Source organism: Streptomyces sp. NPDC006174, from assembly GCF_040614075.1.
Taxonomy (GTDB): Bacteria; Actinomycetota; Actinomycetes; order Streptomycetales; family Streptomycetaceae; genus Streptomyces.
The window spans coordinates 471,924-498,164 of the sequence record NZ_JBEXTJ010000006.1; the positions used below are offsets into that span (position 1 = coordinate 471,924).

The 26,241-nt window shown below is 69.3% G+C and carries 22 protein-coding genes and 3 pseudogenes; 10 read left to right on the forward strand and 15 right to left on the reverse strand.

Features of this window, described 5'->3' with window-relative positions; translation table 11 throughout:
* Positions 1-52: 52 nt before the first annotated feature.
* The 6 genes from ABZ267_RS16800 to ABZ267_RS16825 all read right to left on the reverse strand — a co-directional run bounded on the left by ABZ267_RS16800 (position 53) and on the right by ABZ267_RS16825 (position 8,284).
* The gene (locus tag ABZ267_RS16800; protein WP_356751648.1) at positions 53-1,789 is read right to left on the reverse strand and encodes a carbohydrate-binding module family 20 domain-containing protein; all 1,737 of its coding nucleotides are present in this window, start codon (positions 1,787-1,789) and stop codon (positions 53-55) included.
* A gap of 430 nt (positions 1,790-2,219) precedes the next feature.
* Positions 2,220-3,278 carry a LacI family DNA-binding transcriptional regulator gene (locus tag ABZ267_RS16805; RefSeq protein WP_356751646.1) on the reverse strand — a complete coding sequence of 353 codons (1,059 nt, stop codon included), beginning with the start codon at positions 3,276-3,278 and terminating at the stop codon, positions 2,220-2,222.
* Entirely contained in the window at positions 3,263-4,987 is a 1,725-nt protein-coding gene (locus tag ABZ267_RS16810; protein WP_356751644.1) for a glycoside hydrolase family 13 protein, read from the reverse strand. The genes ABZ267_RS16805 and ABZ267_RS16810 overlap by 16 nt, the downstream gene beginning before the upstream one ends.
* Before the next feature lie 111 nt (positions 4,988-5,098).
* Complete coding sequence (locus tag ABZ267_RS16815; RefSeq protein ID WP_356751642.1) at positions 5,099-5,977, reverse strand: carbohydrate ABC transporter permease; 879 nt, start codon at positions 5,975-5,977, stop codon at positions 5,099-5,101.
* Positions 5,974-6,993 carry a sugar ABC transporter permease gene (locus tag ABZ267_RS16820; protein ID WP_356751640.1) on the reverse strand — a complete coding sequence of 340 codons (1,020 nt, stop codon included), beginning with the start codon at positions 6,991-6,993 and terminating at the stop codon, positions 5,974-5,976. The genes ABZ267_RS16815 and ABZ267_RS16820 overlap by 4 nt, the downstream gene beginning before the upstream one ends.
* 19 nt (positions 6,994-7,012) lie before the next feature.
* Positions 7,013-8,284 (reverse strand): extracellular solute-binding protein, encoded by a 1,272-nt coding sequence (locus ABZ267_RS16825; protein WP_356751638.1) that lies wholly within the window; start codon positions 8,282-8,284, stop codon positions 7,013-7,015.
* Positions 8,285-8,656: 372 nt separating this feature from the next.
* Here ABZ267_RS16825 and ABZ267_RS16830 point away from each other — a divergent pair, with 372 nt between their 5' ends.
* Complete coding sequence (locus tag ABZ267_RS16830) at positions 8,657-9,700, forward strand: LacI family DNA-binding transcriptional regulator (protein ID WP_356751636.1); 1,044 nt, start codon at positions 8,657-8,659, stop codon at positions 9,698-9,700.
* 97 nt (positions 9,701-9,797) lie between these two features.
* Positions 9,798-10,697 carry a phosphatase PAP2 family protein gene (locus ABZ267_RS16835; protein WP_356751634.1) on the forward strand — a complete coding sequence of 300 codons (900 nt, stop codon included), beginning with the start codon at positions 9,798-9,800 and terminating at the stop codon, positions 10,695-10,697.
* Positions 10,698-10,728: 31 nt separating this feature from the next.
* Here ABZ267_RS16835 and ABZ267_RS16840 read toward each other — a convergent pair.
* Positions 10,729-12,043 (reverse strand): annotated as a pseudogene (locus tag ABZ267_RS16840) (amidohydrolase family protein).
* Positions 12,044-12,066: 23 nt separating this feature from the next.
* Positions 12,067-12,384, reverse strand: a pseudogene (locus tag ABZ267_RS16845) (amino acid transporter); the annotation flags it as partial.
* Between the two features lie 2 nt (positions 12,385-12,386).
* On the opposite strand from ABZ267_RS16845, the pseudogene ABZ267_RS16850 reads away from it, so the two are divergent.
* A pseudogene (locus tag ABZ267_RS16850) lies at positions 12,387-12,590 on the forward strand (TetR/AcrR family transcriptional regulator); the annotation flags it as partial.
* 93 nt (positions 12,591-12,683) lie between these two features.
* On the opposite strand, the gene ABZ267_RS16855 reads toward ABZ267_RS16850, so the two are convergent.
* The gene (locus ABZ267_RS16855; protein ID WP_356751632.1) at positions 12,684-15,680 is read right to left on the reverse strand and encodes a bifunctional [glutamine synthetase] adenylyltransferase/[glutamine synthetase]-adenylyl-L-tyrosine phosphorylase; all 2,997 of its coding nucleotides are present in this window, start codon (positions 15,678-15,680) and stop codon (positions 12,684-12,686) included.
* 187 nt (positions 15,681-15,867) lie between these two features.
* Between ABZ267_RS16855 and ABZ267_RS16860 the strand changes: the two genes are divergently transcribed.
* Positions 15,868-16,404: a pyridoxamine 5'-phosphate oxidase family protein gene (locus tag ABZ267_RS16860; protein ID WP_356751630.1), complete on the forward strand. Its 537-nt coding sequence runs from the start codon at positions 15,868-15,870 to the stop codon at positions 16,402-16,404.
* Here ABZ267_RS16860 and ABZ267_RS16865 read toward each other — a convergent pair.
* Together ABZ267_RS16865 and ABZ267_RS16870 are read right to left on the reverse strand one after the other, a co-directional pair.
* Positions 16,389-17,201, reverse strand: coding sequence for a putative protein N(5)-glutamine methyltransferase (locus tag ABZ267_RS16865; protein WP_356751628.1), 813 nt, complete (start codon positions 17,199-17,201; stop codon positions 16,389-16,391). The genes ABZ267_RS16860 and ABZ267_RS16865 overlap by 16 nt on opposite strands.
* Before the next feature lie 222 nt (positions 17,202-17,423).
* The gene (locus ABZ267_RS16870; protein ID WP_356751845.1) at positions 17,424-18,923 is read right to left on the reverse strand and encodes an MDR family MFS transporter; all 1,500 of its coding nucleotides are present in this window, start codon (positions 18,921-18,923) and stop codon (positions 17,424-17,426) included.
* 168 nt (positions 18,924-19,091) lie between these two features.
* Between ABZ267_RS16870 and ABZ267_RS16875 the strand changes: the two genes are divergently transcribed.
* Positions 19,092-19,691, forward strand: coding sequence for a TetR family transcriptional regulator (locus tag ABZ267_RS16875; RefSeq protein ID WP_356751626.1), 600 nt, complete (start codon positions 19,092-19,094; stop codon positions 19,689-19,691).
* A 2-nt stretch (positions 19,692-19,693) separates the two neighbouring features.
* Complete coding sequence (locus ABZ267_RS16880) at positions 19,694-20,305, forward strand: GNAT family protein (RefSeq protein ID WP_356751624.1); 612 nt, start codon at positions 19,694-19,696, stop codon at positions 20,303-20,305.
* A gap of 59 nt (positions 20,306-20,364) precedes the next feature.
* Here ABZ267_RS16880 and ABZ267_RS16885 read toward each other — a convergent pair whose 3' ends face one another.
* Positions 20,365-21,129, reverse strand: coding sequence for a GntR family transcriptional regulator (locus ABZ267_RS16885; RefSeq protein ID WP_356751622.1), 765 nt, complete (start codon positions 21,127-21,129; stop codon positions 20,365-20,367).
* A 158-nt stretch (positions 21,130-21,287) separates the two neighbouring features.
* Here ABZ267_RS16885 and ABZ267_RS16890 point away from each other — a divergent pair, with 158 nt between their 5' ends.
* Positions 21,288-21,626 carry a hypothetical protein gene (locus ABZ267_RS16890; RefSeq protein WP_356751843.1) on the forward strand — a complete coding sequence of 113 codons (339 nt, stop codon included), beginning with the start codon at positions 21,288-21,290 and terminating at the stop codon, positions 21,624-21,626.
* Between the two features lie 93 nt (positions 21,627-21,719).
* A complete protein-coding gene (locus ABZ267_RS16895; RefSeq protein WP_356751620.1) occupies positions 21,720-22,016 on the forward strand; it encodes a hypothetical protein in 297 nt (98 codons plus the stop codon).
* A gap of 342 nt (positions 22,017-22,358) precedes the next feature.
* On the opposite strand, the gene ABZ267_RS16900 is transcribed toward ABZ267_RS16895, so the two are convergent.
* A complete protein-coding gene (locus ABZ267_RS16900; RefSeq protein ID WP_356751618.1) occupies positions 22,359-23,030 on the reverse strand; it encodes a nucleotidyl transferase AbiEii/AbiGii toxin family protein in 672 nt (223 codons plus the stop codon).
* A complete protein-coding gene (locus ABZ267_RS16905) occupies positions 23,027-23,374 on the reverse strand; it encodes a transcriptional regulator (protein ID WP_356751616.1) in 348 nt (115 codons plus the stop codon). Before ABZ267_RS16905 ends, ABZ267_RS16900 begins: the two co-directional genes overlap by 4 nt.
* A gap of 555 nt (positions 23,375-23,929) precedes the next feature.
* Here ABZ267_RS16905 and ABZ267_RS16910 point away from each other — a divergent pair.
* Positions 23,930-24,625: a hypothetical protein gene (locus ABZ267_RS16910; protein WP_356751614.1), complete on the forward strand. Its 696-nt coding sequence runs from the start codon at positions 23,930-23,932 to the stop codon at positions 24,623-24,625.
* Positions 24,626-24,828: 203 nt separating this feature from the next.
* Entirely contained in the window at positions 24,829-25,497 is a 669-nt protein-coding gene (locus tag ABZ267_RS16915) for a hypothetical protein (RefSeq protein WP_356751613.1), read from the forward strand.
* Positions 25,498-25,571: 74 nt separating this feature from the next.
* Here ABZ267_RS16915 and ABZ267_RS16920 read toward each other — a convergent pair whose 3' ends face one another.
* On the reverse strand, positions 25,572-26,075 hold the full coding sequence (locus ABZ267_RS16920; protein WP_356751611.1) for a hypothetical protein: 504 nt from the start codon (positions 26,073-26,075) through the stop codon (positions 25,572-25,574).
* Between the last annotated feature and the right edge of the window lie 166 nt (positions 26,076-26,241).

Consider the following 26,241-nt stretch of genomic DNA (forward strand, 5'->3'; position numbering starts at 1 on the left):
AGGGTTGGCTGTGGGCCGGAGGCAGCGCCTCCGGCCCACAGGGACGTACGGGTCAGCTGCGCCAGACGTCGGCGGTCAGCGTGACCTTTCCGGAGGACGGGACGGTGGCGGTGCGGTTGGCGCCGCTCTCCCAGGTGACGTTGCCGCTCGCGTCCTTGCGGACGTACTTGTACGCGAACGTGGTCCCGGCGGGCAGGTTCACGTCCAGCTTCCAGACCGGGTACGTGGCCGGGTCGAGCTTCGGCGCGGTGGCCGGGTTCCAGTTGCCGAGGGCCGCCTGGTCGCCGGTGACGTGGATGTTCTGGCCGAGCTGCGTGGTGGCGTTGACGCCGAAGGAGGCGCCGGACTGGCCGTTGCCCGGACCCGGGTCGGGGTTCGAGCCGCCGCCTCCGGAGCATGTACGGGCGCCGGTGTGCAGGGCCACCGCCGTGCCTCCGCCGAGCGTGGCGGCGAACTGGCCGGAGCTGTTCACCGTGACGCCCTTGCCGCTCTGCACGTCGCAGTAGTCACCGGCCGACAGCGAGGTCTGGAAGGTCCGGGTCAGCGAGGAGGATTCGTGGTTGATGGCCACGTACGCCTTGTTGCCGCGGCCGAAGGCGATCTGGTCGCCGCCGTTGTCCCACCAGTTGGTGACGGCCTGGCCGCGTGCGGTGTTGCGGAAGCCGACCATGGAGGAGATCTCGCGCCAGTCGTGCTGGCACTTCCAGCCGTCGGCGTAGCAGGCGTTGACCTGGCCGCCGTTCGGCGGTCCGGCGTCGTGGTTGCTGAACTCGTAGCCGGAGTGGACGTCCGGAGAGCCGTAGGGCCAGGCCAGCATGAAGACGTTGGCCAGCGTGTAGGCGGAGCCGTTCTTGTAACTGAGGGTGTCGCCGCCGCGCTCGGTGTCGTGGTTGTCGACGAAGACGCCGGACTTCCCGGACTCCATGAAGCCCCAGCCCTCGCCGAAGTTCTTCAGGTTGGCGAGGTTCTCGTTGAGGAAGACCTGCTTGAGGCTCCGCCCGTAACGGAACTCCTGGACGTCTCCGCTGCCGAGGTACTCGGACGGCGAGACGGCCTCGCCGGCCCCGTGGATCGCCTCGTGCTTCCAGTAGACGTTCGGGTTGGTGAGCCGGGTCTTGATGTTGGCGAGGTCGGCGGCGGGCATGTGCTTGGCCGCGTCGATCCGGAAGCCGTCGACGCCGAGCGAGAGCAGGTCGTTGAGGTAGCCGGCGATCTTGCCGCGTACGTACTCCTCGCCGGTGTCCAGGTCGGCCAGGCCGACGAGTTCGCAGTTCTGGACGTTGGCGCGGTCGTTGTAGTTGGTGATCTGGGCGCGGCAGTCGTTCATGTCGTTGCCGGAGTAGAGGCCCGGATAGTCGTACTTGGTGTACGACGAGCCGCCGGTGCCGGTGCCGTTGCCCGCCGACATGTGGTTGATGACGGAGTCCGCGATGACCTTGACCCCGGCCGAGTGACACGTGTTGACCATGGCGGAGAAGGCGGCCCGGTCACCGAGGCGACCGGCGATTTTGTAGCTGACGGGCTGGTAGGACGTCCACCACTGGCCGCCCTGGATGTGCTCCTGAGGCGGCGAGACCTGGACGTAGCCGTAGCCTGCCGGACCGAGCGTGTCCGTGCAGGCCTTGGCTATGGAGGTGAACTTCCACTCGAACAGCACGGCCGTGACGTCCTTGGCGCCCGGAGCGGCGGCCTGGGCGGTGCCCGTGGTGCCGAATCCGGTGGGGATGACCAGGGCGGCGGCTGCGCCGGCCACGAGGGCGAGCGCGGCAGACAGGGGTCTGCGTGCCATGTCTTTCCTCCTGCGGGTGGGGGAAACGCGGGTGACGGTGCAGCCTCAGTCGGCAACGCGCCATGCCCTCAAGGCTCCTGAAGGTTCTTGCTGCAAGAATGCAAACCTTGCTGCGGACCAGACCGTACGAGGCCGTCAGGCACCGGTCAACCCTTTGGACACGCCCCGCTCACATCCACGAAACAAGCCATTTTTCTTCGCGGTTTCTTGCTGCAAGGTCTTTCGCAAGATATTGCGGGCCTGTTACGTTTCACCTGACTCCGGTCCGGTCGGCCGAGGGTTCCGGCGCTTCACCGTGCCCGGACTCCACGCGCCCGGCCGGCCGGGCCGGTCACGACAAGGAGAGGCACCCGGAGTCGCAAGAACTCCCCGCCGGCCCTTCCTGGGCCGACTCCTGGTGCCTCTCCTGTACGTGTCGCCCGTGTCCGGGTCAGTCGCTCCGTACCGCCGCCGTCGAGCCGCGTACCACCAGCTCCGGCTGGAAGACGTACTCCGTACGCTGCACCGGGCTCCCGCCGATCTCCTCAAGCAGCGCGCCCACCGCGGCCGCCGCCATCGCCTGCACCGGCTGGCGCACGGTCGTCAGCGGCGGGTCGGTGAACGCGATGAGCTGCGAGTCGTCGAAGCCGACGACCGAGACGTCACGCGGCACGTCCAGCCCTCTCCCCCGGGCCGCACGCACCACGCCCAGCGCCATCAGGTCGCTGCCGCAGACGATGCCGGTGCATCCCGCGTCCAGCAGCGCGCCCGCCGCCACCTGGCCGCCCTCGACGCTGAACAGCGTGGAGCAGACGAGCCCTTCGGCCTCCGCCCGGTCCATCCCGAGCAGCGAGATCGCCGCCTCCACGAACCCGTCCCGCTTCCGCCGCGACGGCACGTACCGCTGCGGGCCGATGGCCAGGCCGATCCGGCGGTGGCCGAGGTCGGCGAGGTGGCCGACGGCCATGCGCACGGCAGCGTTGTCATCGGGCGAGACGAACGGCGCGCTGATGCGCTCGTTGTAGCCGTTGATCAGGACGAACGGCACACCGCGCTCGGTGAGCGCGGCGTACCGGGCCGGGTCGGCGGAGGTGTCGGCGTGCAGTCCGGAGAGGAAGACGATGCCGCCGACACCGCGCTCCACGAGCTGTTCGACCAGCTCGTCCTCGGTCGCGCCGCCCGGGAGTTGGGTGCAGAGCACGGGCGTGTAGCCGTGTCCGGCCAGCACCTGCTCCACGGACTGCGCGAACGCCGGGAAGATCGGGTTGGTGAGTTCGGGCGTCACCAGACCGATCAGTCCGGCGCTGCGCTGCCGCAGCCGTACGGGCCGTTCGTAGCCCAGGATGTCGAGCGCCGCGAGCACCCGCTGACGCGTGGTGTCCGCGACGCCCTGCTTCCCGTTCAGGACCCGGCTGACCGTGGCCTCGCTGACCGCCGCCTGGCCGGCGATGTCGGAGAGGCGTGGCGTGGCCGTGGTCCTGGGTGCGGGCAGTGTCACACCGTCCACCACACCGTGGTGTCGGCGGGCAGCACGGCCTCGGCGCCGTCGACGGTGACCGGCGAGCTGGCGAGCAGCAGCCGGCCGCGGGCGGTGATGCGGACCGGTGCGCCGGTGGTGTTGACGGTGCAGACGAAGCCGGGCCGCGCGAGGACGAGGACGCCTTCGGGGCCGTCCAGCCACTCCACGTCCGTGCCGGCGCCGAGGCCCGGGTGGTCGCGGCGCGCGGCGATGGCGGCCCGGTACAGCTCCAGCGTGGAGCCCTCCGCACCGGTCTGCGCCTCCACCGACAGCTCGCCCCAGCCGGCGGGCTGCGGGAGCCAGCTGCCGCCTTCGCCGAAGCCGTACGACGTGCCCTCGCGGTTCCACGGGATCGGGACGCGGCAGCCGTCGCGGAAGCCGTCCTGGCCCTCGGCGCGGAAGAACGACGGGTCCTGGCGGGCCTCGTCGGGCAGGTCGGTGACGTCGGGCAGGCCGAGCTCCTCGCCCTGGTAGACGTAGGCGGAGCCGGGCAGCGCGAGCATGAGCAGGCTAGCGGCGCGGGCCCGGCGCAGGCCGAGTTCGCGGTCGCCGGGCGTACGGATCTGGGTGCCGAGACCCGGCGGGTTGGCGAAGCGGGTGGCGTGGCGGGTGACGTCGTGGTTCGAGAGCACCCAGGTGGTGGGCGCGCCGACCGGGCGCATGGCGTCGAGCGAGGTGTCGATGACCTTGCGGAGCTCGGCCGCGTCCCAGGCGGTGGAGAGGTACTGGAAGTTGAAGGCCTGGTGCATCTCGTCGGGACGCACGTAGTTGGCGGTGCGCTCGACGGTCGGCGTCCACGCCTCGGCGACGGCGATCCGCCCGCCCGTCACCCGCCGCCCCCCTGTCGAAGGCCCTTCGGTCCCCATGGTGTCCGGGTACTCGTCCAGGATGGTGCGCCAGCTGCGGTAGATCGCGTGCACGCCGTCCTGGTCGAAGAACGGCATCACGTCGTTGCCGAGCAGCTTGAGCTGGTCGTGGGCGCCGAGGTCGGGCAGGCCCTCGGCCTTGACGAGGCCGTGGGCCACGTCGACCCGGAAGCCGTCGACGCCCATGTCGAGCCAGAAGCGCAGGATGGAGCGGAACTCGTCGGCGACGGCCGGGTGCTCCCAGTTGAAGTCGGGCTGCTCGGGCGCGAAGAGGTGGAGGTACCAGTCGCCGGCGGTGCCGTCCGGGTTCACCGTACGGGTCCAAGCAGGTCCGCCGAAGATGGACTCCCAGTCGTTGGGCGGGAGTTCGCCGTTCGCGCCCTTGCCCGGCCGGAAGTGGTAGCGCTCGCGCAGCGCGGAGCCGGGGCCCTCGGCCAGGGCGCGCTTGAACCACTCGTGCTGGTCGGAGGAGTGGTTCGGGACCAGGTCGACGATGATGCGCAGGCCCAGGCCGTGCGCCTCGCGGATCAGCGCGTCGGCGTCCAGCAGCGTGCCGAACATCGGGTCGATGGCCCGGTAGTCGGCGACGTCGTAACCGGCGTCGGCCTGCGGAGAGGCGTAGAACGGGGAGAGCCACACCGCGTCGACGCCGAGGTCCCGCAGGTAGGGCAGGCGGGCGGTGACGCCGGCGAGGTCGCCCATGCCGTCGCCGTCGCCGTCGGCGAAGCTCCGCGGATAGACCTGGTAGATCACCGCGTCCTGCCACCAGCCGGTGCGGTGGCCCGGGGCGTCGTCGGACGTGCCGGTGGAGGGGGCAGCGAGGTGCTGGGTCATGTCGTCCCTGGGGTGTCTGGGTGGGGAGCGGCGCCGGTGACCGGTCGAGGTGTGTCCGGCGCCGCCGTGACGAATGCGGTGGTGCGTGCGGGTGCTGGCGTCCTGGCGGTGTCAGCCCTTGACGGCTCCGGCGGACATACCGGTGACCAGGTGCTTCTGCGCGAACAGGAAGACCAGGGCGGCCGGGATGGCGATGAGCACGGAGGCCGCCGTCATCGGGCCCCACTGGGCGCCGTACTGGTTGACGAACTTCTGGAGTCCGCCGGCGAGCGTCAGGTTCTCGTCACCGACCAGGAAGGCGGAGGCGTACGCCACCTCGCCCCAGGCGGTGATGAAGGAGTAGAACGCGGTGACCGCGAGGCCCGGCTTGGCCAGCGGCAGGATCAGCCGCCAGAACGTGCCGAACGGCGTGAGGCCGTCGACCTCGCCCGACTCGTCGATCTCGCGCGGGATGGTGTCGAAGAAGCCCTTCATCATCCAGGCGCAGAACGGCACCGAGATGGTGAGGTAGGTGATGACGAGACCGGCGGGCTGGTTGAGCAGGCCCAGGTTGGCCATGATGTTGTAGATCGGCACGATGAGGACGGCGACCGGGAACATCTGCGTGATCAGCAGCGTCCACATCAGCCCGCGCTTGCCGGGGAAGCGGAAGCGGCTGACCGCGTAGCCGGTGGTGGCGGCGACGAAGACACCGATGACGGTGGAGAGCCCGGCGATGATCGCGGAGTTGGCGAACCAGGTGAGGAACTCGGTGTCGCGGATCAGGTTCGTGTAGTTGACGAACGTGGTCTCGCGGAAGAAGTCCGTCGTGGTCGCGAACTTGGCGGGCTTGAGCGAGGTCAGCAGGACCCACAGCACCGGGAAGACCGCGATCACCGAGGTGACGATCAGGGTGAGGTGCAGCACGACCGAGGCGAGCGGCGAACGGTCGCCGCGGAGGCGGACCTTGCGCCCGGTGCGGCGTGCGGAGGTGTCGGTAACGGTGGTCACCAGTTGTCTCCCTGGGAGCGCAGGACTCGCCGGTAGACCACGGCGAAGAGCATCAGGAGTACGAGGATCAGCACGCCCCACGTGGAGGACTGCGCGAAGTCGCGCGGGCTGATCTCGAAGGAGAACTTGTACGCCTGGGTGACGAGGATCTGGGTGGCCTCACCGGGTCCGCCGCGGGTCAGCAGGAAGATCACCGGGAACATGTTGAAGGTCCAGATGGTGGAGAGCAGGATCACCGTGGTGGAGACCGGGCGCAGTCCGGGCAGCGTGATGTGGCGGAACCGCTGCCAGGCGGTGGCGCCGTCCATCTCGGCGGCCTCGTACTGCTCCGAGGGGATGGACTGCAGTCCGCCGAGCAGCGCGACCATCATGAACGGGACGCCGAGCCAGACGTTGACGGCGATGACCGCGAACTTGGCCCAGGTCGGGTCGTTCAGCCACGGGATGCCGTCGATGCCGATACCGCCGAGGACGGTGTTGAGCAGGCCGCGCTCCTCGTTGTAGAGGAAGCGCCAGGCGAAGACCGAGACGAAGCCGGGGATGGCCCAGGGCAGGATGAGGGCCATGCGGTAGGCGGAGCGGCCGGCGATACGGCGGTTGAGGATGTTGGCCAGTGCCATGCCGAGCGCGAACGTGATGCTCACGCAGGAGACCGTCCACACCAGCGTCCAGCCGAGCGTGCCGAGGAACTGCGAGCCGGTCAGCGCGTCGATGTAGTTGTCGGCACCGACGAACTTGTAGGTGGCGGGCAGTTCGTTGACGCCGATGGAGCGCGCGACGTTGCGCTCGTCGGCGTCGGTCATCGACAGGTAGATCCCGCGCAGCAGCGGGTAGCCGATGATCACGCCGATCACGACGACGACCGGGGCGACCATGGTCCAGGCGTACCAGTGGGTCGACAGGCCGCGCCGGAAACGGCCGGGGGCCGGTGGTGGGGTGCCAGTACCGCGGCTCCGGCCGCGGGCGACGTCATCGCCCGCGGCCTTCACCACCGACTGGCTGGTGTGGACAGCCATCAGTCGGCCAACCTTCCTGTTACTTCCAGTCCTTCAGGAGCTTGCGGTACGCGTCACCGGTGGCCTTGGCGGCCTTCTCCGGCGTGGTCTGGTCGGTGAGGACCTTGGTGTACTCGATGCCGAGCGGAGCGAAGAGGCTGCCGCCCTCGGGGATCCAGGGGCGCTCGACGGCGGTCTCGACGACCGGCTTGAAGAAGCCGACGATCTCGCTGTTGACGGCTTCCTTCTTGGCATACGCGGAGGTGCGCGTCGGCAGCAGGTTCAGCTCACCGGCGGCGGTGGCCTGGGACTCCACGGACGTCATGTACTCGACGAAGGCGTAGGAGGCTTCCAGGTTCTTCGAACCGGCGTAGACGGCGAGGTTGTGGCCGCCCTGCGGAGCGCCGTGCGCGGCGGAGCCGGCCGGGACCGTGGCGATGCCGAGGTTGTCCTTGTCCGTGAACTCCTTGCCGGTCAGCGTGTCGGCGACGGCCCACGGGCCGTTGATCATCATCGCCACGTCGCCGTTCTTGAACGCCTGCATCATGTTCTCCCAGCCGTCCGAGGCATCCGTCTTCGCGGTGCCGTCGTCGACCAGGGCCTTGACCGCCTTGAACGCCTTGACGCCCTCCGGCTTGTCCACGGTGACGGTCTTGGACTCGGCGTCGACCAGGTCGCCGCCTTCGCCGTACAGGAAGGAGAGGAAGAAGTACGGGTCGTCGCCGCGCAGGTAGAGACCGGTCTTGCCGGTCTTGTCCTTGATCTTCTTCGAGACGCTCTTCAGCTCGGCCAGGTCGGTGGGCGCCTCGACGCCCGCCTTCTCCATCAGCTTCTTGTTGTAGAAGATGCCCATGGAGTCGATGACCTGCGGGACGGCGAAGGTCTTGTCCTCGTACTTGGTGGACGCGACGGCCTGCGGCAGGAAGTCGTCCTGGTTCTTCAGCGCGGCGGTGCCGTCCAGCGGGGCCAGGTAGCCGAGCGAGGCGAAGTCCGGCGTCCAGGCGACCTCGGAGCGGATCACGTCGGGCGCGGAGCTGCCGGCCTGGGCCGCGTTCTTGAACTTGTTCTGCGCGTCGCCGAACGGGACGCTGACGTACTTGACGTCGACCTTCGGGTGCTTCTTCTCGAAGCCTTCGGCCAGCTTCTTGAAGACCTTGTCCTCGCTGCCGACGCTGGAGGTGTCCCACCAGGTCACGGTGCCGGAGAGCTCACCCGAGCTCTCGCTGCCGCCGGTCTCGTCGCCGCTGCCGCAGGCGGTCGCCGCGAGCGCCAGGGCCGCGACCAGGGCGGTGGCCGTTATGCCACGTCGCATCTGAACTCCTTCAACTGCCGTACCGCTCCGTCGCGGCGCCGGGTCGACGTGAACGTAACAAGGATGAAAGACCACCGAAAGACCTTGCGGAAGATTTCTGCAAGCCCTGCTGATCGTTACATTCGCGTGTCCTCAAGGTTGCCGTCAAGCCCCTTGACGGAACCGGTGGAACCCTGGCAAGGGCAGGCCACGCACGGGATACGCACGCCATCACCGCAGCGCGACGATCCGAACGCGGCCCGCAGTGGAAGGCCGCAAGAGCTTGCAAGACCTTGCCGAGGTATGGGGCTCGGACGGGCCCGGTACAGGGGTGTGTGTGCCCTGCCGACGCACAGTGGGCAATCCGACACCGGCCCGGTACAGTCCACTGACATGACCGCACGGCTTGCCGATATCGCAACTCAGGCGGGGGTCAGCGAAGCGACGGTCAGCCGAGTCCTGAACGGCAAGCCCGGGGTCGCGGCGACCACCCGCGAATCCGTCCTCGCGGCGCTCGACGTCTTGGGCTACGAACGTCCGGTACGGCTGCGCCGGCGCAGCGCGGGCCTGGTCGGACTGATCACTCCCGAGCTCGAGAACCCGATCTTCCCGGCGCTGGCCCAGGTGATCGGCCAGGCGCTGACCCGGCAGGGATACACGCCGGTCCTCGCCACGCAGACGCCCGGCGGCTCCACCGAGGACGAACTCACCGAAATGCTGGTGGACCGGGGCGTCTCGGGCATCATCTTCGTCTCCGGGCTGCACGCCGACACCTCGGCCGATATGCAGCGCTACGAGCAACTGCGCGGCCAAGGCGTCCCTTTCGTCCTGGTCAACGGCTTCTCCGCCAAGGTGCAGGCGCCCTTCATCTCGCCCGACGACCGGGCGGCGATGCGGCTGGCGGTGACGCACCTGGTGGCGCTCGGCCACACCCGGATCGGCCTCGCGGTCGGCCCGAAGCGCTTCGTGCCGGTGCTCCGCAAGATCGAGGGCTTCCACGCCACGATGCGCGAGCAGCTGGGCCTGGACCCGGACGCGGTGGAGGAGCTGATCCAGCACTCGCTGTACACGCTGGAGGGCGGCCAGGCCGCCGCCTCCGCTCTGATGGAGCGAGGCTGCACGGCGGTCGTCTGCGCGAGCGACATGATGGCGCTCGGCGCGATCCGCGCGGCCCGCCGGCTCTCCAAGGAGGTTCCGCGCGACCTCTCCGTGGTCGGCTACGACGACTCACCGCTCATAGCGTTCACCGACCCGCCGCTCACCACCATCCGGCAGCCGGTCACGGCGATGGGCCAGGCCGCGGTGCGCACGCTGCTGGAGGAGATCGGCGGAACACCCGCGCCGCACAGCGAGTTCGTCTTTATGCCGGAGCTGGTGGTGCGCGGGACGACGGCTTCGGGACCGGTGGGCGTCTCAGGGTTTCCGTCTCGTCCTTGAGGCCGATGTCCTCGTCCTTGAGATGCAGGATGTGCGACCCGAACCCGACCGGAGGATGATCGGGGGCAGGGGAATCTCTATGGAAGACTCTCTGCCTATGGGTGAAACGGACGTGACAGCACAGGAAGACGGGAAGACCGGCTGGTCGGACCGCTTCCGTTCCTTGCGATCGCCCGGTCGCCCCCGGCTCTGGTTCGAGATCCTGCTCATCGCGGTCAGTTACTGGCTGTACTCGCTCGTGCGAAACGCCGTACCGGAGCAGAAGGCCCAGGCCCTGCGGAACGCGGACTGGATCTGGTCGGCGGAGAAGTCCCTGGGCCTCGCGTTCGAGGAAACGGTCAACCACGCGGTCAACTCCGTGACCTGGCTGATCGTGTCGATGAACTACTACTACGCGACGCTGCACTTCGTCGTGACCATCGGCGTCCTCGTCTGGCTCTTCCGCCGCCACCCGGGCCGGTACGCGGCCACGCGCCTCGTCCTCTTCGCGACGACGGGGGTGGCGCTGCTCGGCTACTACCTCTATCCACTCGCGCCACCGCGTCTGATGAACGGCGAGAACTTCATCGACACCGTGCTCGTGCACGAGACCTGGGGCTCGATGGCCTCGGGCAACTTCAAGAACATGTCGAACCAGTACGCGGCGATGCCGTCGATGCACATCGGCTGGTCCCTCTGGTGCGGCCTGACGATATTCGCGCTGGCCTCGGCGCCCTGGGCCCGCATCCTGGGCCTGCTCTACCCGACGCTCACGCTGGTCGTCATCGTGGCCACCGCCAACCACTTCTGGCTGGACGCGGTCGGCGGCATGGCCTGTCTCGCCTTCGGCTACGCGGTGTCCCGCGTCTGGTACGGCTCACTGCCGCACCACCTGCCGAAGTGGGTCCCGGCCAAGCGCGGCGGCCGGCTGACGGGCGTACGGGCGACGGCCCGGCTGCCACGACCGTCGGAGGAGCCGGCCGGAGAGCCGGAGCCCGCGGGAGCGCGGAGACCTTAGCCGGTACGGAGGCGGAGACCTCAGCCGGTACTCAGAAGCGGGCGGACGCCATGTCCGCCCGCTTCCCGCTGCTCCAACCCCGGTGCCCGACGCGTCCACCCGTCACCGTGAGCCGGACCGGCGCATCGCCCAGCTCGTCCGCCGGAGCCTCCACCGGATCCACGCCGAAGGCGGTCAGATCGGCCCGGAACCCGGGCGGCGATCACGCCGAGCCGGACGAACCGCTCGGCCACCTCGTGCGGGATCGACTCGATGTGCTCGACGCGGTGGCGCAGCCGCCCGCTCCCGCCGAGCCCTTCCACGGTGTCCAGGACATGCCGTACGGCCGCGTCCCCGATGGCATGGGTGGCGGTGCGGACGCCGGCGCGGTGCAGATGCGTGACGGCCTCGGTGTACGCGGCCGGGTCCGGCCAGAACGCCTCGGTGCCCTGACCGTGGCAGTCGGCCTCCTCCAGCCAGGCGGTGCCGCCCTCGACGGTCCCGTCCATGAAGAACTTGACCCCGCCGACCCGCCACAGCCGCCCGGCCTCGCGCTGGAGCCGTACCAGCTCCTCCAGCACCTCCGTGTCCGCGCCCGGCATGCACCAGGGCGCGAGCCGGAGCCGTACGGGCAGGTCGGCGTCCTCCTCCACGGCGGCGAGGAAGGCGGGTACGGAACCGTCGCCGAGGTCCATCACATGCGCCCCGGTCAGCCCGGTGGCCGCCATCGCGGAGAGCAGCTCCACCAGACCGGCCCGCCGCTCGGCGACGGAGGGCCGGGGCAGGAACGGAGCGAGAAGGTCCATCGCGGCATGCTCGACGAGGTGCCCGGTGGGCCGGCCGTCCGGATCGCAGACGACTTCGGCGCGCTGGGCGAAGGTACGCGGCCCGGTGACGCGGGCGCGCTCCAGGGCGGCCGCGGAGGCGAGAGCGGAGTGCCCGTCGTAGAGCCGGAGGAAGGCGGGCGCGCCACCGAGAGCGTCCTCGATGTGAGCGTGGCTGACAGGCAGCCGCCCGAACACGTTGTGATCCAGTCCCCATCCGATCACCCACCCTTCGGTGCGCGGGGCGGCTACGAGGGCGGCGCGGAGCTGGTCGAGATCGCGGACGGCGGTGAGGTCGGTGCCGGTGGCCATCTCCAGACCCCAGACGGGATGGCTGTGGGCGTCGGTGAGTCCCGGGGTGAGGGTGGCTCCGCCGAGATCGAGCCGCTCGGTACCGGGTCCGCGCAGTTCACGCAGGTCGTCGGCGTCCCCGACACCGATGATCGTCCCGCCCCGGACGGCGACGGCGGTGGCGGCGGGCCGGTCCGGATCGAGGGTGCGGACGCGGGCTCCGGTGATGAGGAGGTCGGCTGAGGACGGCACGGTGGAGGCTCCTTGCAGGCTGGTCAGAGGGTTACGGAGGTGGAGACGGGTTTCGCGGGCGGGTCCGGGAGGCCGTCGCGGCCGTCCTCCGGCGGCTCGGCGGCGAAGGAGGCTTACACCTCGGGCCGACGGCGCCGGAGCCGGCGGGCGAGGAGGAGCCCGAGCAGGAAGACGCCGGGCACGAGCGCGACGAGGAGGACGTTCACGCCGGTCGAGGCGCCGGTGAACAGCTCCACGTTGTACGAGACGAGCCCGATGGCCCCGGTCAGCAGCACGGCCGCCACCAGCGGAGCGACGACGGTGCGCAAGACGCCCTCGCGGTGCGGGATCTTCCGGAAGAACGCTGGAGAACCTGGTCCTGGGCTCGGCACTGGACCTGGCGGCCCCGGAGAGGATGTGGGAACTACCGCAGGACGCCTCGGGAACGAAGAGCCTGGCGGAGGCCCTGGCGGCGACGGGACCGAGACGAGCGGACGCGGCGTTCGAACTGGCACTGAAGGCGTTCGTGGACCACTGCCGGTCCCACACCAGCCCGTCCGGCGCTTGAGGACATCTTTCGGCTCGCGCACGGAGGCCCGAATTCCAGCCCCTCCGGCGCTTGAGGAGGCGGGGTGCGGGGCGAGCCCCGCGAGGACGCGCCCTAGACCACCGCCCCGTAGAACCGCTCCTCCATCACCGCCCGAGCCCTCCGTGTGATCCGCCGGTAGTCGTCCAACATGTCCCCGACATGCCCCGGCTCGTACCCGAGGTACCGCCCCACCGCAGCCAGCTCCCGAGGGTCCGACGGAAACGTGTCGCCCGGCCGCCCCCGCACCAGCATCACCGCGTTCCGCACCCGTGTCGCCAGCACCCACGCCTCGTCCAGCATCTGCGCGTCCTCACCCGGGATCAGCTCCGCCGCACACGCCGCCGCCAGCGCCTCGCGCGTACGGGTCGTCCGCAGTCCCGGCTCCGCCCACCCGTGCTGCATCTGCATCAGCTGCACGGTCCACTCGACATCGCTCAGCCCGCCGCGCCCCAGCTTCGCGTGGAGCGTCGGGTCCGCGCCGCGCGGCATCCGCTCGGACTCCATCCGCGCCTTGAGCCGGCGGATCTCGCGTACGGCGTCCTCACCGAGCCCTTCCACCGGATACCTCAACGGGTCCACCAGCTCGATGAACTCCCGCCCCAACTCCTCGTCGCCCGCCATGTGTTCGGCCCGCAGCAGCGCCTGGCTCTCCCAGACCAACGACCAGCGCCGGTAGTACGCCCCGTACGACTTCAGCGTCCGCACCATCGGCCCGGTCTTGCCTTCGGGCCGCAGGTCGGCGTCGATCAGCAACGGCGGGTCGGCGGTCGGCAGTTGGAGCAGCCGCCGCATCTCACCGACCATCGCGTTCGCCGCCCGCGCCGCCTCCTCGTCGCTCACGCCCTCGCGCGGCCGGTGCACGAAGAGGACGTCGGCGTCGGAGCCGTAACTCAGCTCGTGGCCACCGAAGCGGCCCATGCCGATGACGGCGAACCGGGTCGGCAGGGTGTCGCCCCACTGCTCGCGTACGGCGGCTCGCAGCGCGCCCGCGATGGTGGCGGCGTTGAGGTCGGTGACGGCGGAGCCGACGCGGTCGACGAGGGCTCCGTGGTCCTGCTCGGCCGGGCTGTCCTCGGTGCCGTACGAGCCGATGATGTCGGCGGCCGTCGTACGGAACAGCTCCCGCCGCCGCACGCCCCGTACCACCGCGATCGCCGGCTCCGCGCCTCCCGCACGCCCCACCGCCGCCAGCACCTCCTGCTCCAGGTGCTCGCGGGTGCGGGGTGTGAGCCCTTCCGGGTCGCCGAGGATCGCCACCGCCTCCGGAGCCCGCATGAGGAGGTCCGGGGCGAGGCGGCCGGCGGAGAGGACCCGGGCGAGGTTCTCCGCCGCCGCGCCTTCGTCGCGCAGGAGCCGCAGGTACCACGGCGTCTTGCCGAGCGCGTCGGACACCTTCCGGAAGCCGAGCAGACCGGCGTCCGGGTCGGCCGAGTCCGCGAACCAGCCGAGCAGCACCGGCAGCAGCGTGCGCTGGATCGCCGCCTTGCGCGAGACCCCGGAGGAGAGGGCCTCCAGGTGGCGCAGGGCCGCCGCCGGGTCCGCGTAGCCCAGCGCCTCCAGCCGGATCGCGGCGGCCTTGGTGCTGAGCCGGGACTCGCCGGGCGCCAGCTGGGCGACGGCGTCCAGCAGCGGCCGGTAGAAGATCTTCTCGTGGAGCCGCCGGACGACGGAGGCGTGCCGCCGCCACGCCTTGTTCAGCTCGGCGACCGGGTCGGTCCGCATCCCGAGCGACCGTCCGAGCCGCCGCAGATCCGCCTCGTCCTCCGGGACCAGATGGGTGCGGCGCAGCCGGTAGAGCTGGATGCGGTGCTCCATGGAGCGCAGGAAGCGGTACGCCTCGTCGAGCTGCGCGGCGTCCGCGCGGCCCACGTATCCGCCTTCGGCGAGCGCCCGCAGCGCCTCCAGCGTGGTCCCGCTGTGGAGCGAGGCGTCGCTGCGCCCGTGCACCAACTGGAGGAGCTGGACGGCGAATTCGACATCGCGCAGCCCGCCGGGCCCGAGCTTCAGCTCGCGGTCTATGCGGTCGACGGGGATGTTGTCGACGACGCGGCGGCGCATCTTCTGCACGTCGGGGACGAAGTTCTCGCGGTCGGCGGCCTGCCAGACGAGCGGTGAGACGGCGTCGACGTACTCCGCGCCGAGCTCCGGATCGCCGGCGACCGCGCGCGCTTTCAGCAGCGCCTGGAACTCCCAGGTCTTGGCCCACCGCTGGTAGTAGGCGAGGTGGGAGCTGAGCGTGCGGACGAGCGGCCCGTTGCGGCCCTCGGGCCGGAGGTTGGCGTCGACCTCCCAGATCGTGCCTTCGACGGTGGTCTCGGAGCAGATCCGCATCATGTGGGCGGCCAGCCGGGTGGCGGCCTGCATGGCCTTGTGCTCCTCGACCCCGTCACGCGCCTCGCCGACGAAGATCACGTCGACGTCGGAGACGTAGTTCAGCTCGTGTCCGCCGCACTTGCCCATCGCGACGACGGCGAGCCGGCACTGCGCCGCGTCCTCGGGAGCCGCCGTGCGGGCGATGGCGAGGGCGGCGCGGAGGGTGGCGGTGGCGAGGTCGGCCAGTTCGGCGGCGGTCTGGGCGAGGCCGGTGGTGCCGCAGACGTCGCGGGCGGCCAGGGTCAGCATGCACCGGCGGTAGGCGACGCGCAGCGAGTCCGGGTCGACGGCGTCGGCGAGCCCGCGCTCGAACTCGGCGACGCCCGGGTGCAGGTCGATCGCCTCGTACGTGACGAGCGCCTGCCAGTCGCGCGGGTGCCGGGCCAGATGGTCGCCGAGCGCCTCGGACGCGCCGAGCACGCCGAGGAGCCGGTCGCGCAGGGGCTTGGCGGTGATGAGCGTGTCGAGCAGCACCTGCCGCTCGGCCTCCTCCTCGGCCTCCACGAGCCGGACGAGGCCGCGCAGGGCCAGATCGGGGTCGGCGGTGGCGCCGAGTGCCTCCAGGAGGACGGGATCGGACCGTACGGAGGCGAGGTCGTCCAGCTCCAGGAGCTGCTCGGCGGCGGACGGGTCGGTGAATCCGTGCCGCAGCAGCCTGGTGAACGTACTGCTCCTGCGTCCCGGCACCGTCGTCATTGCACGCTCTCCTGCCGCCCGACCCGATCTGCTTATCTGCTCGGCCGCTCTCTCGCAGCGACCAGCTCTCCGAGCCTAGTCCTGTGCCGATGAATTCGGTGCGGGGGCGGAGTCCACCCACGGGGAAAGCACCTGACAGACACCTACGACGCCGTACTCGCGGCCCTTACGTCACCACGGAGGAACGATGTCCACACCCGAGCAGCCCCTCTCCGCCACTCCCCCGGCCACCGAGCTGGACGCCCGCTACAGCAGCGAGGGCGCGACGGCGCGTCCCTGGCCGGAGACGGTCGTCGTACTCACCGAAGCCCCGCTGTACTGGCTCTCCACGGTCCGCCCCGACGGCCGCCCGCACGTCACTCCGCTCATCGGCGTGTGGTCGGAGGGCGCCCTCCACTTCTGTACGGGCCCGGCGGAACGCAAGGCGCGCAACCTCACCGCCAACCCCGAGGTGGTCCTGACGACGGGCGCCAACGCTCTCGACTCCGGCTTCGACGTGGTGGTCGAGGGCCGGGCGGACCGCGTCACGGACCACGGCCGGCTGACCGCGCTGGCCCGGGAGTGGGAGGCGAAGTACGGCGGTGACTGGCACTTCGACGTCGCGGACGGCGGCTTCGTCCAGCCGGAGGCGGGCCACGCGCACGTGTTCGCGGTCCGTCCTCGTACGGCGTTCGGCTTCGGCAAGGGAGAGCCGTACAGCCAGACGCGCTACCGGTTCGGGTGATCCGCAGGGCTGGTCCCGATGACGACGGTGGCGTACAGCTCCTCGCAGACCACCACGCGCGGGACCAGTCCGGCGTCGCGGAGCATGCGCACCGCCGCGTCCCGCTGCCGCTCACTGGCCTCCACCAGCAGACTGCCGCACGGCGCGAGCCAGCCGGGAGCCTCGGCGGCGACCCGGCGCATGACGTCGAGCCCGTCTCCGCCGCCGTCCAGGGCGACGCGCGGTTCGTGGACGCGGGCCTCGGCCGGAAGCAGCTCGACGTCGGCGGTCGGCACGTACGGGACGTTGGCCAGCAGCACGTCGACGCGGCCGCGCAGACCGGCGGGAAGGGGCTCGAAGAGGTCGCCTTGATAGACCTGCCCGAGACCGCCGATGTTGCGCCGGGCGCAGCGTACGGCGGCGGGTTCGACGTCACAGGCGTGCAGCTCGACCCGGCCCGGGCCGGCGGACGCCTCGGTGGCGAGCGCGACGCCGAGTGCGCCCGAGCCGCAGCAGAGGTCGACGACGACGGCTCGGCGGGGCGCGAGGGCGGCGGCCTGCGCCACCAGGAACTCGGTACGCCGGCGGGGCACGAAGACGCCGGTGTCCACGGCGAGGCGCCGGCCGCGGAACTCGGCCCAGCCCAGGACGTGTTCGAGCGGCAGTCCGGCGGCGCGGTCCTCGACGAGCGAGGCGAGCTGGTCCGGGGACGCGGCGGCCTCGTGGAGGAGGCGGGCCTCGTCCTCGGCGAAGACGCATCCGGCGCGGCGGAGGGCGGAGACGGTGGCGGAGAGAGAACTCACGGGGTGAACCGACATGCGGGGCAATGCCTTTCGGGACATCCGATGGGCGCTCCGCGATCGGTTCGGGCCGTCCAGCCTGCTTAAGCCGGTCGGTCGACGCGATCGTACGAGGTGAGCACCCGGCCTGATCGAGCGTTGATGGGTCTCACCTCCTCGGTCCGTCCCCGTACCGGTGCACGGGGGGTCGTAACAGTACAACAGCCCGCGCCAGGTGGGCGCGGGCTGTTGTACGGCGGTCTACAGATCCACGCTGTCGCGGAGCTTCGTCGGCGTCAGGAACAGCGAGGCGATGACTCCGACCACCGCGATGCCGGCCGAGATGAGGAAGATGTGCCCGGTGGCGTCCCCGTAGGCGGCCCGGACGACCTCCTGGATCTGCGGCGGCATGGCGGCGACGTTCAGCGTGGATCCGCCGGAGCCGGAGGCGGCCGGATCGATGCCCAGCTCCGCCAGCCCGTGGGCGATCTTGTTCGCGACCTGGTGGGCGAGGACCGCGCCGAGGACGGAGACGCCCATGGTGCCGCCGAGGGAGCGGAAGAAGGTGATGGCTCCGCTGGCCGCGCCGATCTCGCTGAGCGGCACGGTGTTCTGGAGGACGAGCACCAGATTCTGCATCGACATACCGACACCGATGCCGACACCGAGCATCCCCAACGAGACGGCGACGAGCGGCGTTTCGTGGTCGATGAAGGAGAGCCCGAGGAAGCCGAGAGCCAGGACGACGACACCGGTGAGGATGTACGGCTTGACCTTGCCGGTCTTGGAGACGAGGCGTCCGGCGACGGTGGAGGAGACGAGCACGCCCGCCATGAGCGGAATGGTGAGGAGCCCGGCCTCGGTCGGCGAGTAGCCGCGGCCGATCTGGAAGTACTGGCCGAGGAAGACCGCGCCGCCGAACATCGCCATGCCGACCGCGAGGCTGGCGACGATGGCGAGAGCGGGGTCGCGGCGCCGGACGACGTGCAGCGGGACGACGGGCTCCTTGACGCGCGCCTCGACGAGGACGGCGGCGCCGAGGATGAGCACGCTGCCGCCGACCATGACGGCGCTCTGCCAGGAGATCCAGTCGAAGTCGTTGCCGACGAAGGTGACCCAGAGGAGCAGGAGGCTGACACCGGCGGCGATGAGCGAGGCGCCGAGGTAGTCGACCTTGGTGTCGGGCCGGCGGACCTCGGCGAGGTGCAGGGTGCGGGCGAGCATCACGGAGGCGAGCAGCGTGAAGGGCACGGCGATGAAGAAGCACCAGCGCCAGCCGAGCCAGGAGGCGTCGGTGATGAACCCGCCGAGCAGCGGCCCGCCGACGGTGGCGACGGCCATGACACCGCCGAGGTAACCGTTGTAGCGGCCGCGCTCCTTGGGGCTGATCATCGCGGCGATGATCACCTGGACGAGCACCTGGAGCGCGCCCATGCCGAGTCCCTGGACGGCACGGAAGGCGATGAGCTGCTCGGTGGACTGGGCGAACCCGCAGGCGACCGACGAGACGACGAAGAGTCCGATGGCTATCTGGAGCAGCAGCTTCTTGCTGAACAGATCGGCGAGCTTGCCCCAGATCGGCGTGGAGGCGGTGGAGGCGAGCAGGGTCGCGGTGACGACCCAGGTGTACTGCAACTGGGTGCCGTCGAGCGACCCGATGATCTGCGGCAGCGCGACCGAGACCACGGTGGTGCTGATCATGGCGACGAACAGCACGATGAGCAGCCCGCTGAGGGCCTGCAGGACGTGGCGGTGGTCCATCGGTACGGGGGCGGGCGCGGGCGCCCCGGCCGGGGCGGCGGTGGTGTGTGCTGCGCTCACGCGCAACCTCCGGAAGGTTCGTACGGGGAGAGAAGGCTTCACCATACATGCACACTGCGCAATTTTGCCCACTGAGCAACAATTTTCGAGGCAAGGGATAATGCCTCCATGGACAGCAGCACCGCGGGCCCGGGACTCCGGGAACGCAAGAAGGAAGCCACCCGGCAGGCCGTGCACGAGGCGACCCTGCGCCTGACCGTGGAGCACGGCTTCGACCAGGTGACGGTGGAGGCGGTGGCGGACGCGGCCGGAATCTCCCGCCGGACGTTCTCGAACTACTTCACCAACAAGGAGGACGCCCTCCTCTACGGCGAGGAGCAGCAGATCCGGGCCCTGGTCCGCACGGTCCGCGCCCGCCCCGACGACGAACCGGCCTGGCCGGCGCTGAGAGCGGCGGTGGCCCAGTTCGCGGAACGGGTCGCACCTCCGGAACGGGACTGGGCGGTCCGCACCCGCCTGGCGATGCGCCACCCCTCACTCCTGGCCCGCCAGTTGGCCAACCACGCGGCCCTGGAACGCGACCTGGCCGAAGCGGTGTCCGCCCGCCCGGGCCCGACCTCGGCCCCGGTCCGCCCGATCGTCCTGGCGGCGGGCTTCCTCGCCTCGCTCCGGATCGCGATGCGCATGTGGATCGAGGAGGACCTGACCCGCGAGCCGGCGGCGGTGATCGACGAGGTGCTGGACGAGATGGGGCGGGGGTTCGGGTGAGGGTGGCACGCCGAGGTCCCGCCCGCCTCGGCCACCCCTTGGAGCCCGCCATCAGCACCACGCCTGACCCCATCCTCTGGATCGGCACCGCATCCTGCGCGCTCGGCCCGTACCGGTCGGACCTGGTGGAGACGTACTGGCGCTGGGAGCAGGCCCCCGCGCTCCTGGTCGGTTACGGACGTCAGCAGCCGGAGTCACTGGAGGTCCGCACGGAGGGCATGGCCCATCAACTGCGCGGGGACAACATCCGCTTCACGGTGTACGACCTCACCATCGGCAGCCCCGTCCCGGCCGGAGTGGCGACGCTGCTGCCCGACCCGTCCGTCCGCACGGCGGAGTACGTCGTGATGCTCGCTCCCGAGGCACGCGGACGCGGCCTGGGCACGGTCGCCACCCGGCTGGTGCTGGACTACGCGTTCCACACCCACCTGCGGATGGTCCGGCTGAAGGTGCCGGCCCCCAACAATGCCGGGCGACGCGCCTACGAGAAGGCCGGCTTCCAGGCCGCCGGAACCCTGCGCGAGGCGGGCTACTGGCTCGGCGAGGTGTGCGACGAGGTCCTGATGGACACGCCGGCCACCGACTTCACGGGCTCGTCCCTCATCACGGCCTGACGGCCCGAAGGCGGCTCACCGCACCGTGGCACGGCAGCCGCCTTCAGGACCGCACCGGCTCAGAACCGGGAGTCGTCGACGTCGATCTCGTACGCGATCTCCCAGCGGATGTCCGGGACGATGATGTCGGCGGTCTCGACCGGACGGCCCTCCGAGTCGAAGTAGATGCGCTCCAGTTGCGTGACCAGGTCGCCCACGGAGATGTTGAGGAAGTTGGCCTGCTCGCGCGTGGCGCGGGCCGGTCGCGGCATTTCGAGTGCGGTGGAGATGTTCACGTTGATGGAGCGCATACGGGCGACCACGCCGATCTTGCCGCGCGGCCCCATCTCCGGGAGCAGTACCTCCGTACCGCCGGTGATGGCCATCGGCTCCCAGCTCGTGGCGAGCTGCGCCGGCTGGCCGTCCGCGAGGAACTCGTAGTGGGTCATGACGCAGAGGTCGCCGGGCTCGATCGCCAGCCGGGCGGCGATGTCCTCCGTGGCGGGGACCCGTGCGCGGCTGTTGCACTCCCAGGTACCCTCGCCGCCGTGGTCCTTCAGGTCGGCGCGGAAGGGCGAGCCGGTGCGCTCCTGACGGAGGCGTGAGCGGACCATCCTGAGGCGCTGGCGGGCTTTGCGGACGTACGTGCCGGAACCGGCGCGGCCTTCGAGGATGCCCTCGATGATCAGGCGTTCCATGGCGCGCTGGGCGACGGAATGACCGACGCCGTACTCCTCGGCGAACCGGGTGCGGGACGGCAGCTTGTCGCCGACGGCCCATTCACCCGACAGCACCCGGGCACGGATCTTGTCGGCCACCTGCAAGTACGGGGTATCGCGAGGCATTTCGGCGGCTCCGTGAGGGTGCGGCGTTCAGGGCTCGATATTGACAAAGCTAACCCATCAGGTTGAAGCTGAGTATTCAGCATTACACGGAGTGATATCGGCTTCACCAGGGGAGAAGTGTGCGCTCAGCACAAGCGCGGGCAGCGGCACTGACCGGCATGCTCACCGCGGCCATCGGCACCGAGCCGCGCGTAGCCGAGACCGAGGCCGGCATCCGTGTCGAAGCGGACCTCCCCACCGAGCTCACCGAGGCCGAGCACGCGGCCGTCCTGGCCGCCCTGGCCACGGCCGACCACTTCGGGCACACCCTCACCCGCACCGCCGAATTCGTCTGGGCCGAGATCAGCAGAGAGGCGACCGTGACCACGACCGACATGCCCGACGCGGCCTACCGCGACCTGCTCGCCCACACGACGACGTGCGGCGCCTGCCGCGCGGGCTCGGTCTGCTCCACCGCGACGAAGCTCGTCCGCGCGTGGCGCGAGACCCGCGCATAGGGGAACAGCTCACCAACTCACCGCGAGACGGAGGCACTTCATGCGTACGCCGGTTCCTCACGCCTTACTTCCGGCCCGACCCGGGAGGCCCCGATGATCACCTTGTCCACCACGGACGTCCGCACCTGCGAGGCCTGCTGGACCGCACCGGTCACGGCGGCCCGCCACACGGAGGCCGGCCGGGACCTGCTCTGCGAGGAGTGCGCGGAGGCGAACTACCCGCGCCGCGTGGACCTGTTCCCTCCACTCGGCATCTACGGCCTGCCACTCCGCAAGGTCCACCCGAACGCCAAACACCGAGGCGACCCGGGCCCACCCCCACCCAACCCGGGCCCTCCGCTGCCCAAGTCGCCGCCGGCGCCTTCGCCGCCGGGGACTCCGCCGGTGTAGAACGGTGCCGCCGCCCGCCACCCCGCCTGCTCCGTACTCTCGCTGCATGAACGTGTTCGAGGGCGGCGGTCGGCACCTGGAGATGGCCAACGGCGGCACAGAGGTGTTCGTGGCCGTGCTGACGCTCACTGTGTGAGCACAGACGTCCCGCCCGGGCCGCAGAAGGGCGGCGATGGCTTCATGCGTACGTCGGTCGGATACTGGACGCGCTGCCATTCTGGGCGGGGTGCGTGTTCTGCACAACCGAAGCCTGAGAAAGGCTGCAGTGCATAGGCGCATAAGCCTGAGCGGCCATAAGGCGCTGAACAGGCCGAAGGTGCGGCGTTCACCGGTCGCGCCACGTCAATCCTCGACCGGCGCTTCCCCTTCCAGGAGCCTCTCGGCAATGTCGTGAGCCCACTCCTGCGCCCACAACCGCAGGGCGGCGATCTCCGGGTCACCCAGCCCGTACGCGGCGAACTCGGTGTCATCAATCCAGTCGGTGCCACCCAGCCGCGCCTCAAGTTCGGTCAGGTCGAAGGAGTCCCGGGCATGTCGCCGTCCGAGCTCCTCCAGCTCGACGTGGCTCCACCGGTCGGCGGCGGCCCGCACATCGATCAGGTCACGCGCGAGGCCACGATCAGCCAGTGCGCGAACCTTGGTGCCGACGACGTCTTCGAGGGAGAGCACCAAGCCGTGCGGCGTACGTACCGGTGGACGCCACAGTGCCTCCTTGAGGATGTCCACCTCGCACTCCTCACCGTCGTCCGGATCGGTGACGATCAGCCGCGCGGACAGCGGATCGGCCTCCAGCGCCCGCACCTGCCAGCCCCGCTGCTCCAGCCCGTACCGGACGGTGGAAGCGATGTCTTCCATCGGGTCGGGATTCTCGGTGGCCACGTCGAGGTCTTGACTGAGCCGGTCGACCAGCCCATGCGCCTGCACGGCATAGCCGCCGGTGAGCGCGAGCGGGTAGGCGCCACCGACGGCCAATACGTCGGCCAGCAACCGGCGATGGAGATCGGTAAGGTTCACGCAGCGGCCCGGGCGCTCAGCGCCAGCTCATCGAAGGTGCTCTCCCACACGTCACGGATATCGCGGCTGATCAGCGTCCGCAGCGTCGGCCATAGGGCGAGGAGCAGATTGCGATTGAGGTAGTCCACCAGGTCATCGTGCATGCCCTCGGCCAGAACGATGCGGTAGTAGCTCATCCGCAAGCGGGGCTGATCAAGATCGAACTGAGTCAGCCCCGACCACGCCAGGTGAAGAGGCAGGGACACAGTCCCGTGACTCGGGCCGGCAAGCTCCGCCAGCGTGGCGGGCACCCGCCGGGCGAACCTGGCGCGACGGAGTCCGGGGACGTCGGAAGCTGAGGCCATGCCTTCATTATCGCGCAGAAGCCGACAGGGAGCGCATCGCTCAGCACGGTCTCCGACGCATAACGGTCTCAGGCGCAGGAAGGGCGCAGACGACTCAGGGGGTTGCATAAGGCTTCGGGCCGACGGAATAAGCGCCGTCGGCCCGAAGCTGCATACGCAGACTCTAGGCCTACCCAACAGCCCTCAGCGAGTTCTTCAGCGCCAAGCCGTCGCATCGCTACGGTGCTTCTCCCACTCCCGCTCCTTGTTGTGCAGGAAGTGAGCTAGGGCGGTTCTGACCTGGGTCACGTAGGGGGGAGTGCTGTGACCTGCTGCCGGGCTGTCAGCGGTTGTCAACGTTGTTCGCCGTTGAGTGGCCTTTCACGGCCCCGAGACGGCCCCACGGCGGCCCCTCCGTCCAACTGCTACGCGAAACCGCTCGCGGGGACAGCTCGTCGTCGGCATAGTCCTCGTATGCAACGAGCCCGTAGCGAAGAACAGTGGGTGCGCGCATGTCTGCAGCAGGCACTGCCAAATGTGGAGGTTCGGCTTCACGACGACGGTAGCCGTCCAGGCATGCATGACTTCGACCTTGTACGCGACGGTGACAGGTTCGCGGCCTTGGAGGTAACGGCTGCTGCGGATGCGGCGTCGCTGGAGCTGTGGAAGATCATCAACGGCGGTGACAGGTGGATTCAAGAGGAGCTTGCTGGGGGATGGATGGTGGCCCTTGCTCCGACTGCAAGGGCCAAGCGCATACGCTCCGAACTCCCTCGACTGCTAGCCCTCCTGAAGGCAATGCGCGTTCCTCAGATCAGTGAGATTCATAGCCCTACCGAGGACTTGATGGAGAGGGCCGAGCGATTGGGAATCATCTCCGCCTACCAGTCTCCGACCGATTTCCCCGGCAGTATCTATTGCACTATCAGCCTGCCAACCGAACGGTCTGGCGGCTGGGTTCCCGAAACTGGTGACGCCTTCTCTCAATGGGTCAGCGACTGGCTTGGCGAGCACAGCCAGTCTGACAACCTTGGCAAGCTTCGCTACTCGGGAGCACTTGAACGACACGCGTTTATCCTGCTCCCAGGTTTCACTACGGCACCGTTTGAATCTCTTGACCCGTTGATGAGACCTAACGGCCCTCTACCAACGCTTGCCCCACAGCTACCAAAGGAAATAACTCACCTATGGTCTATGAGCACATGGAATACAGGTGACATATTCCACTGGTCACCGAGCGCAGGCTGGACGCGATTTCGGAAGGTTGTTTAGCCAAGGGGGTTTGGCCGGCATCGCTCGAACCACGCAGATACTGCCCAGCACACTCACCACCGACGACCCGCCGCAGCCAACCCCCGGCACAGGCGCTGCCATCTTGCACACCCCCTGTACCGCGACTCGAATGCGGAGCGATCGGGGGCTGCCAGTTGCGACTAACGGCAGCGCGGGGAAGCTGCGTCCGGGATGATCAGAGCGTGACACTACTGACGCTTGCCGCAGAGGCCAAGATTCCATCCGCAGCATGGACTCCCGTTGCTTTCGTGGCCATCCTGGCCCTGATCTTTACGATCGGCTCGTTCTGGTGGCTCCACGCACGCCAGGGACACCTGAAGGCATACGAGCCACACTCCTTCGCCGCTGCAGCGAATCAGCAGGTGACCCTACTGCGCTTTCCTCTCGTCGTACTCAACACCGGAGCAAAACCGATCGTCGTGCAAGACCTTCGACTGATTTTTCCAGACGAGCCTGGTGTGCCGTTGCCGCTACCGTGGCGTACTTCACGGTCGCAGATCATGCCTAAGCCAGATGACGGGCATGCTTTGCCAGCGGTCTTCGCTGTAGCCGGACGTGGCGCGGAACAAATGTTCATTGAGTTCGGTGCCCCGTTCCCGGGGTTCGTACCGGAAGCACGTAACTACCGAGTGGTGATCGAGGCTCGCCTTGGCCACCGAAAAGGCTGGCGGTCGCTCCTCACCTTCACCTGGCATGCGGCACGCATGACCACCCCCAATCAATACATTACGTATAGTAATTCACCTCATGACCTCTCAGAAGAGCACAGGGAAAAGGCAGATGCTGCACTAAAGGCACTGGCGGCCAAGATCGTGAGAGGCAATTCCCCTGAAGCGGACGATCAAAGGTAAGGATGTTCGGGTGGCACCCACCAAACCGAGGTAGCAACCACCGATTAGGGGCTCCAGCTTGATGGAACCACCTATCAGTCGTCCCCCGAGTACTCATCGATGAGAATATTGAGAGCAGCCACCTCGTCGGCAAGGGCACGCACATCCTGCGTCTCTTCGGTCAATTTCTCGCCTCGGAGGTAGGCGCCGAGACAGCGACTCGCGTCCTCTGCCGCTATCCAAAGCGGGTGGCCTTCCGCTCCATGGAGCACATGCCAGTGCCACATGATCGTCGTCGCCTGGTCCAACCGTCGGCGCAACTCCTCTGAGGCCAGCACCAGGGCCGCGCTGTCGATGGTGTGGATCAGAGCGAACAACTCATCCGGGCCACCCGTCCTCTCTCTGCCGGACAAGGTCGACTTCAAGTGATGCACCGAAGTGAGGGCTTGTCTGACTTCCCGAGCGGCCTCCTCCTCGCGCGCCGCCAATCGGCCTTCCCGTTGATCGCGACGAGCTTGCTGCTGGCTCCAACGGCTGATACCGACTGAGCCGACCAAGCCCAATATGACTCCAAAGAGTCCGTACAGCCCATCTGACATGACATCCCCCACGTAGCGGCTTACCCGTGCCCTTCATGCTGACAGATCACCCCCACGCACCACGTACCCCAGCTCCCATCCCGTCCGCCTTCGACCCACACACCGTGGAGCGGTCGCGGTTCAGGGCGTCAAGGTGGAGCGCGCCACTGTACGAACGACCTTGACG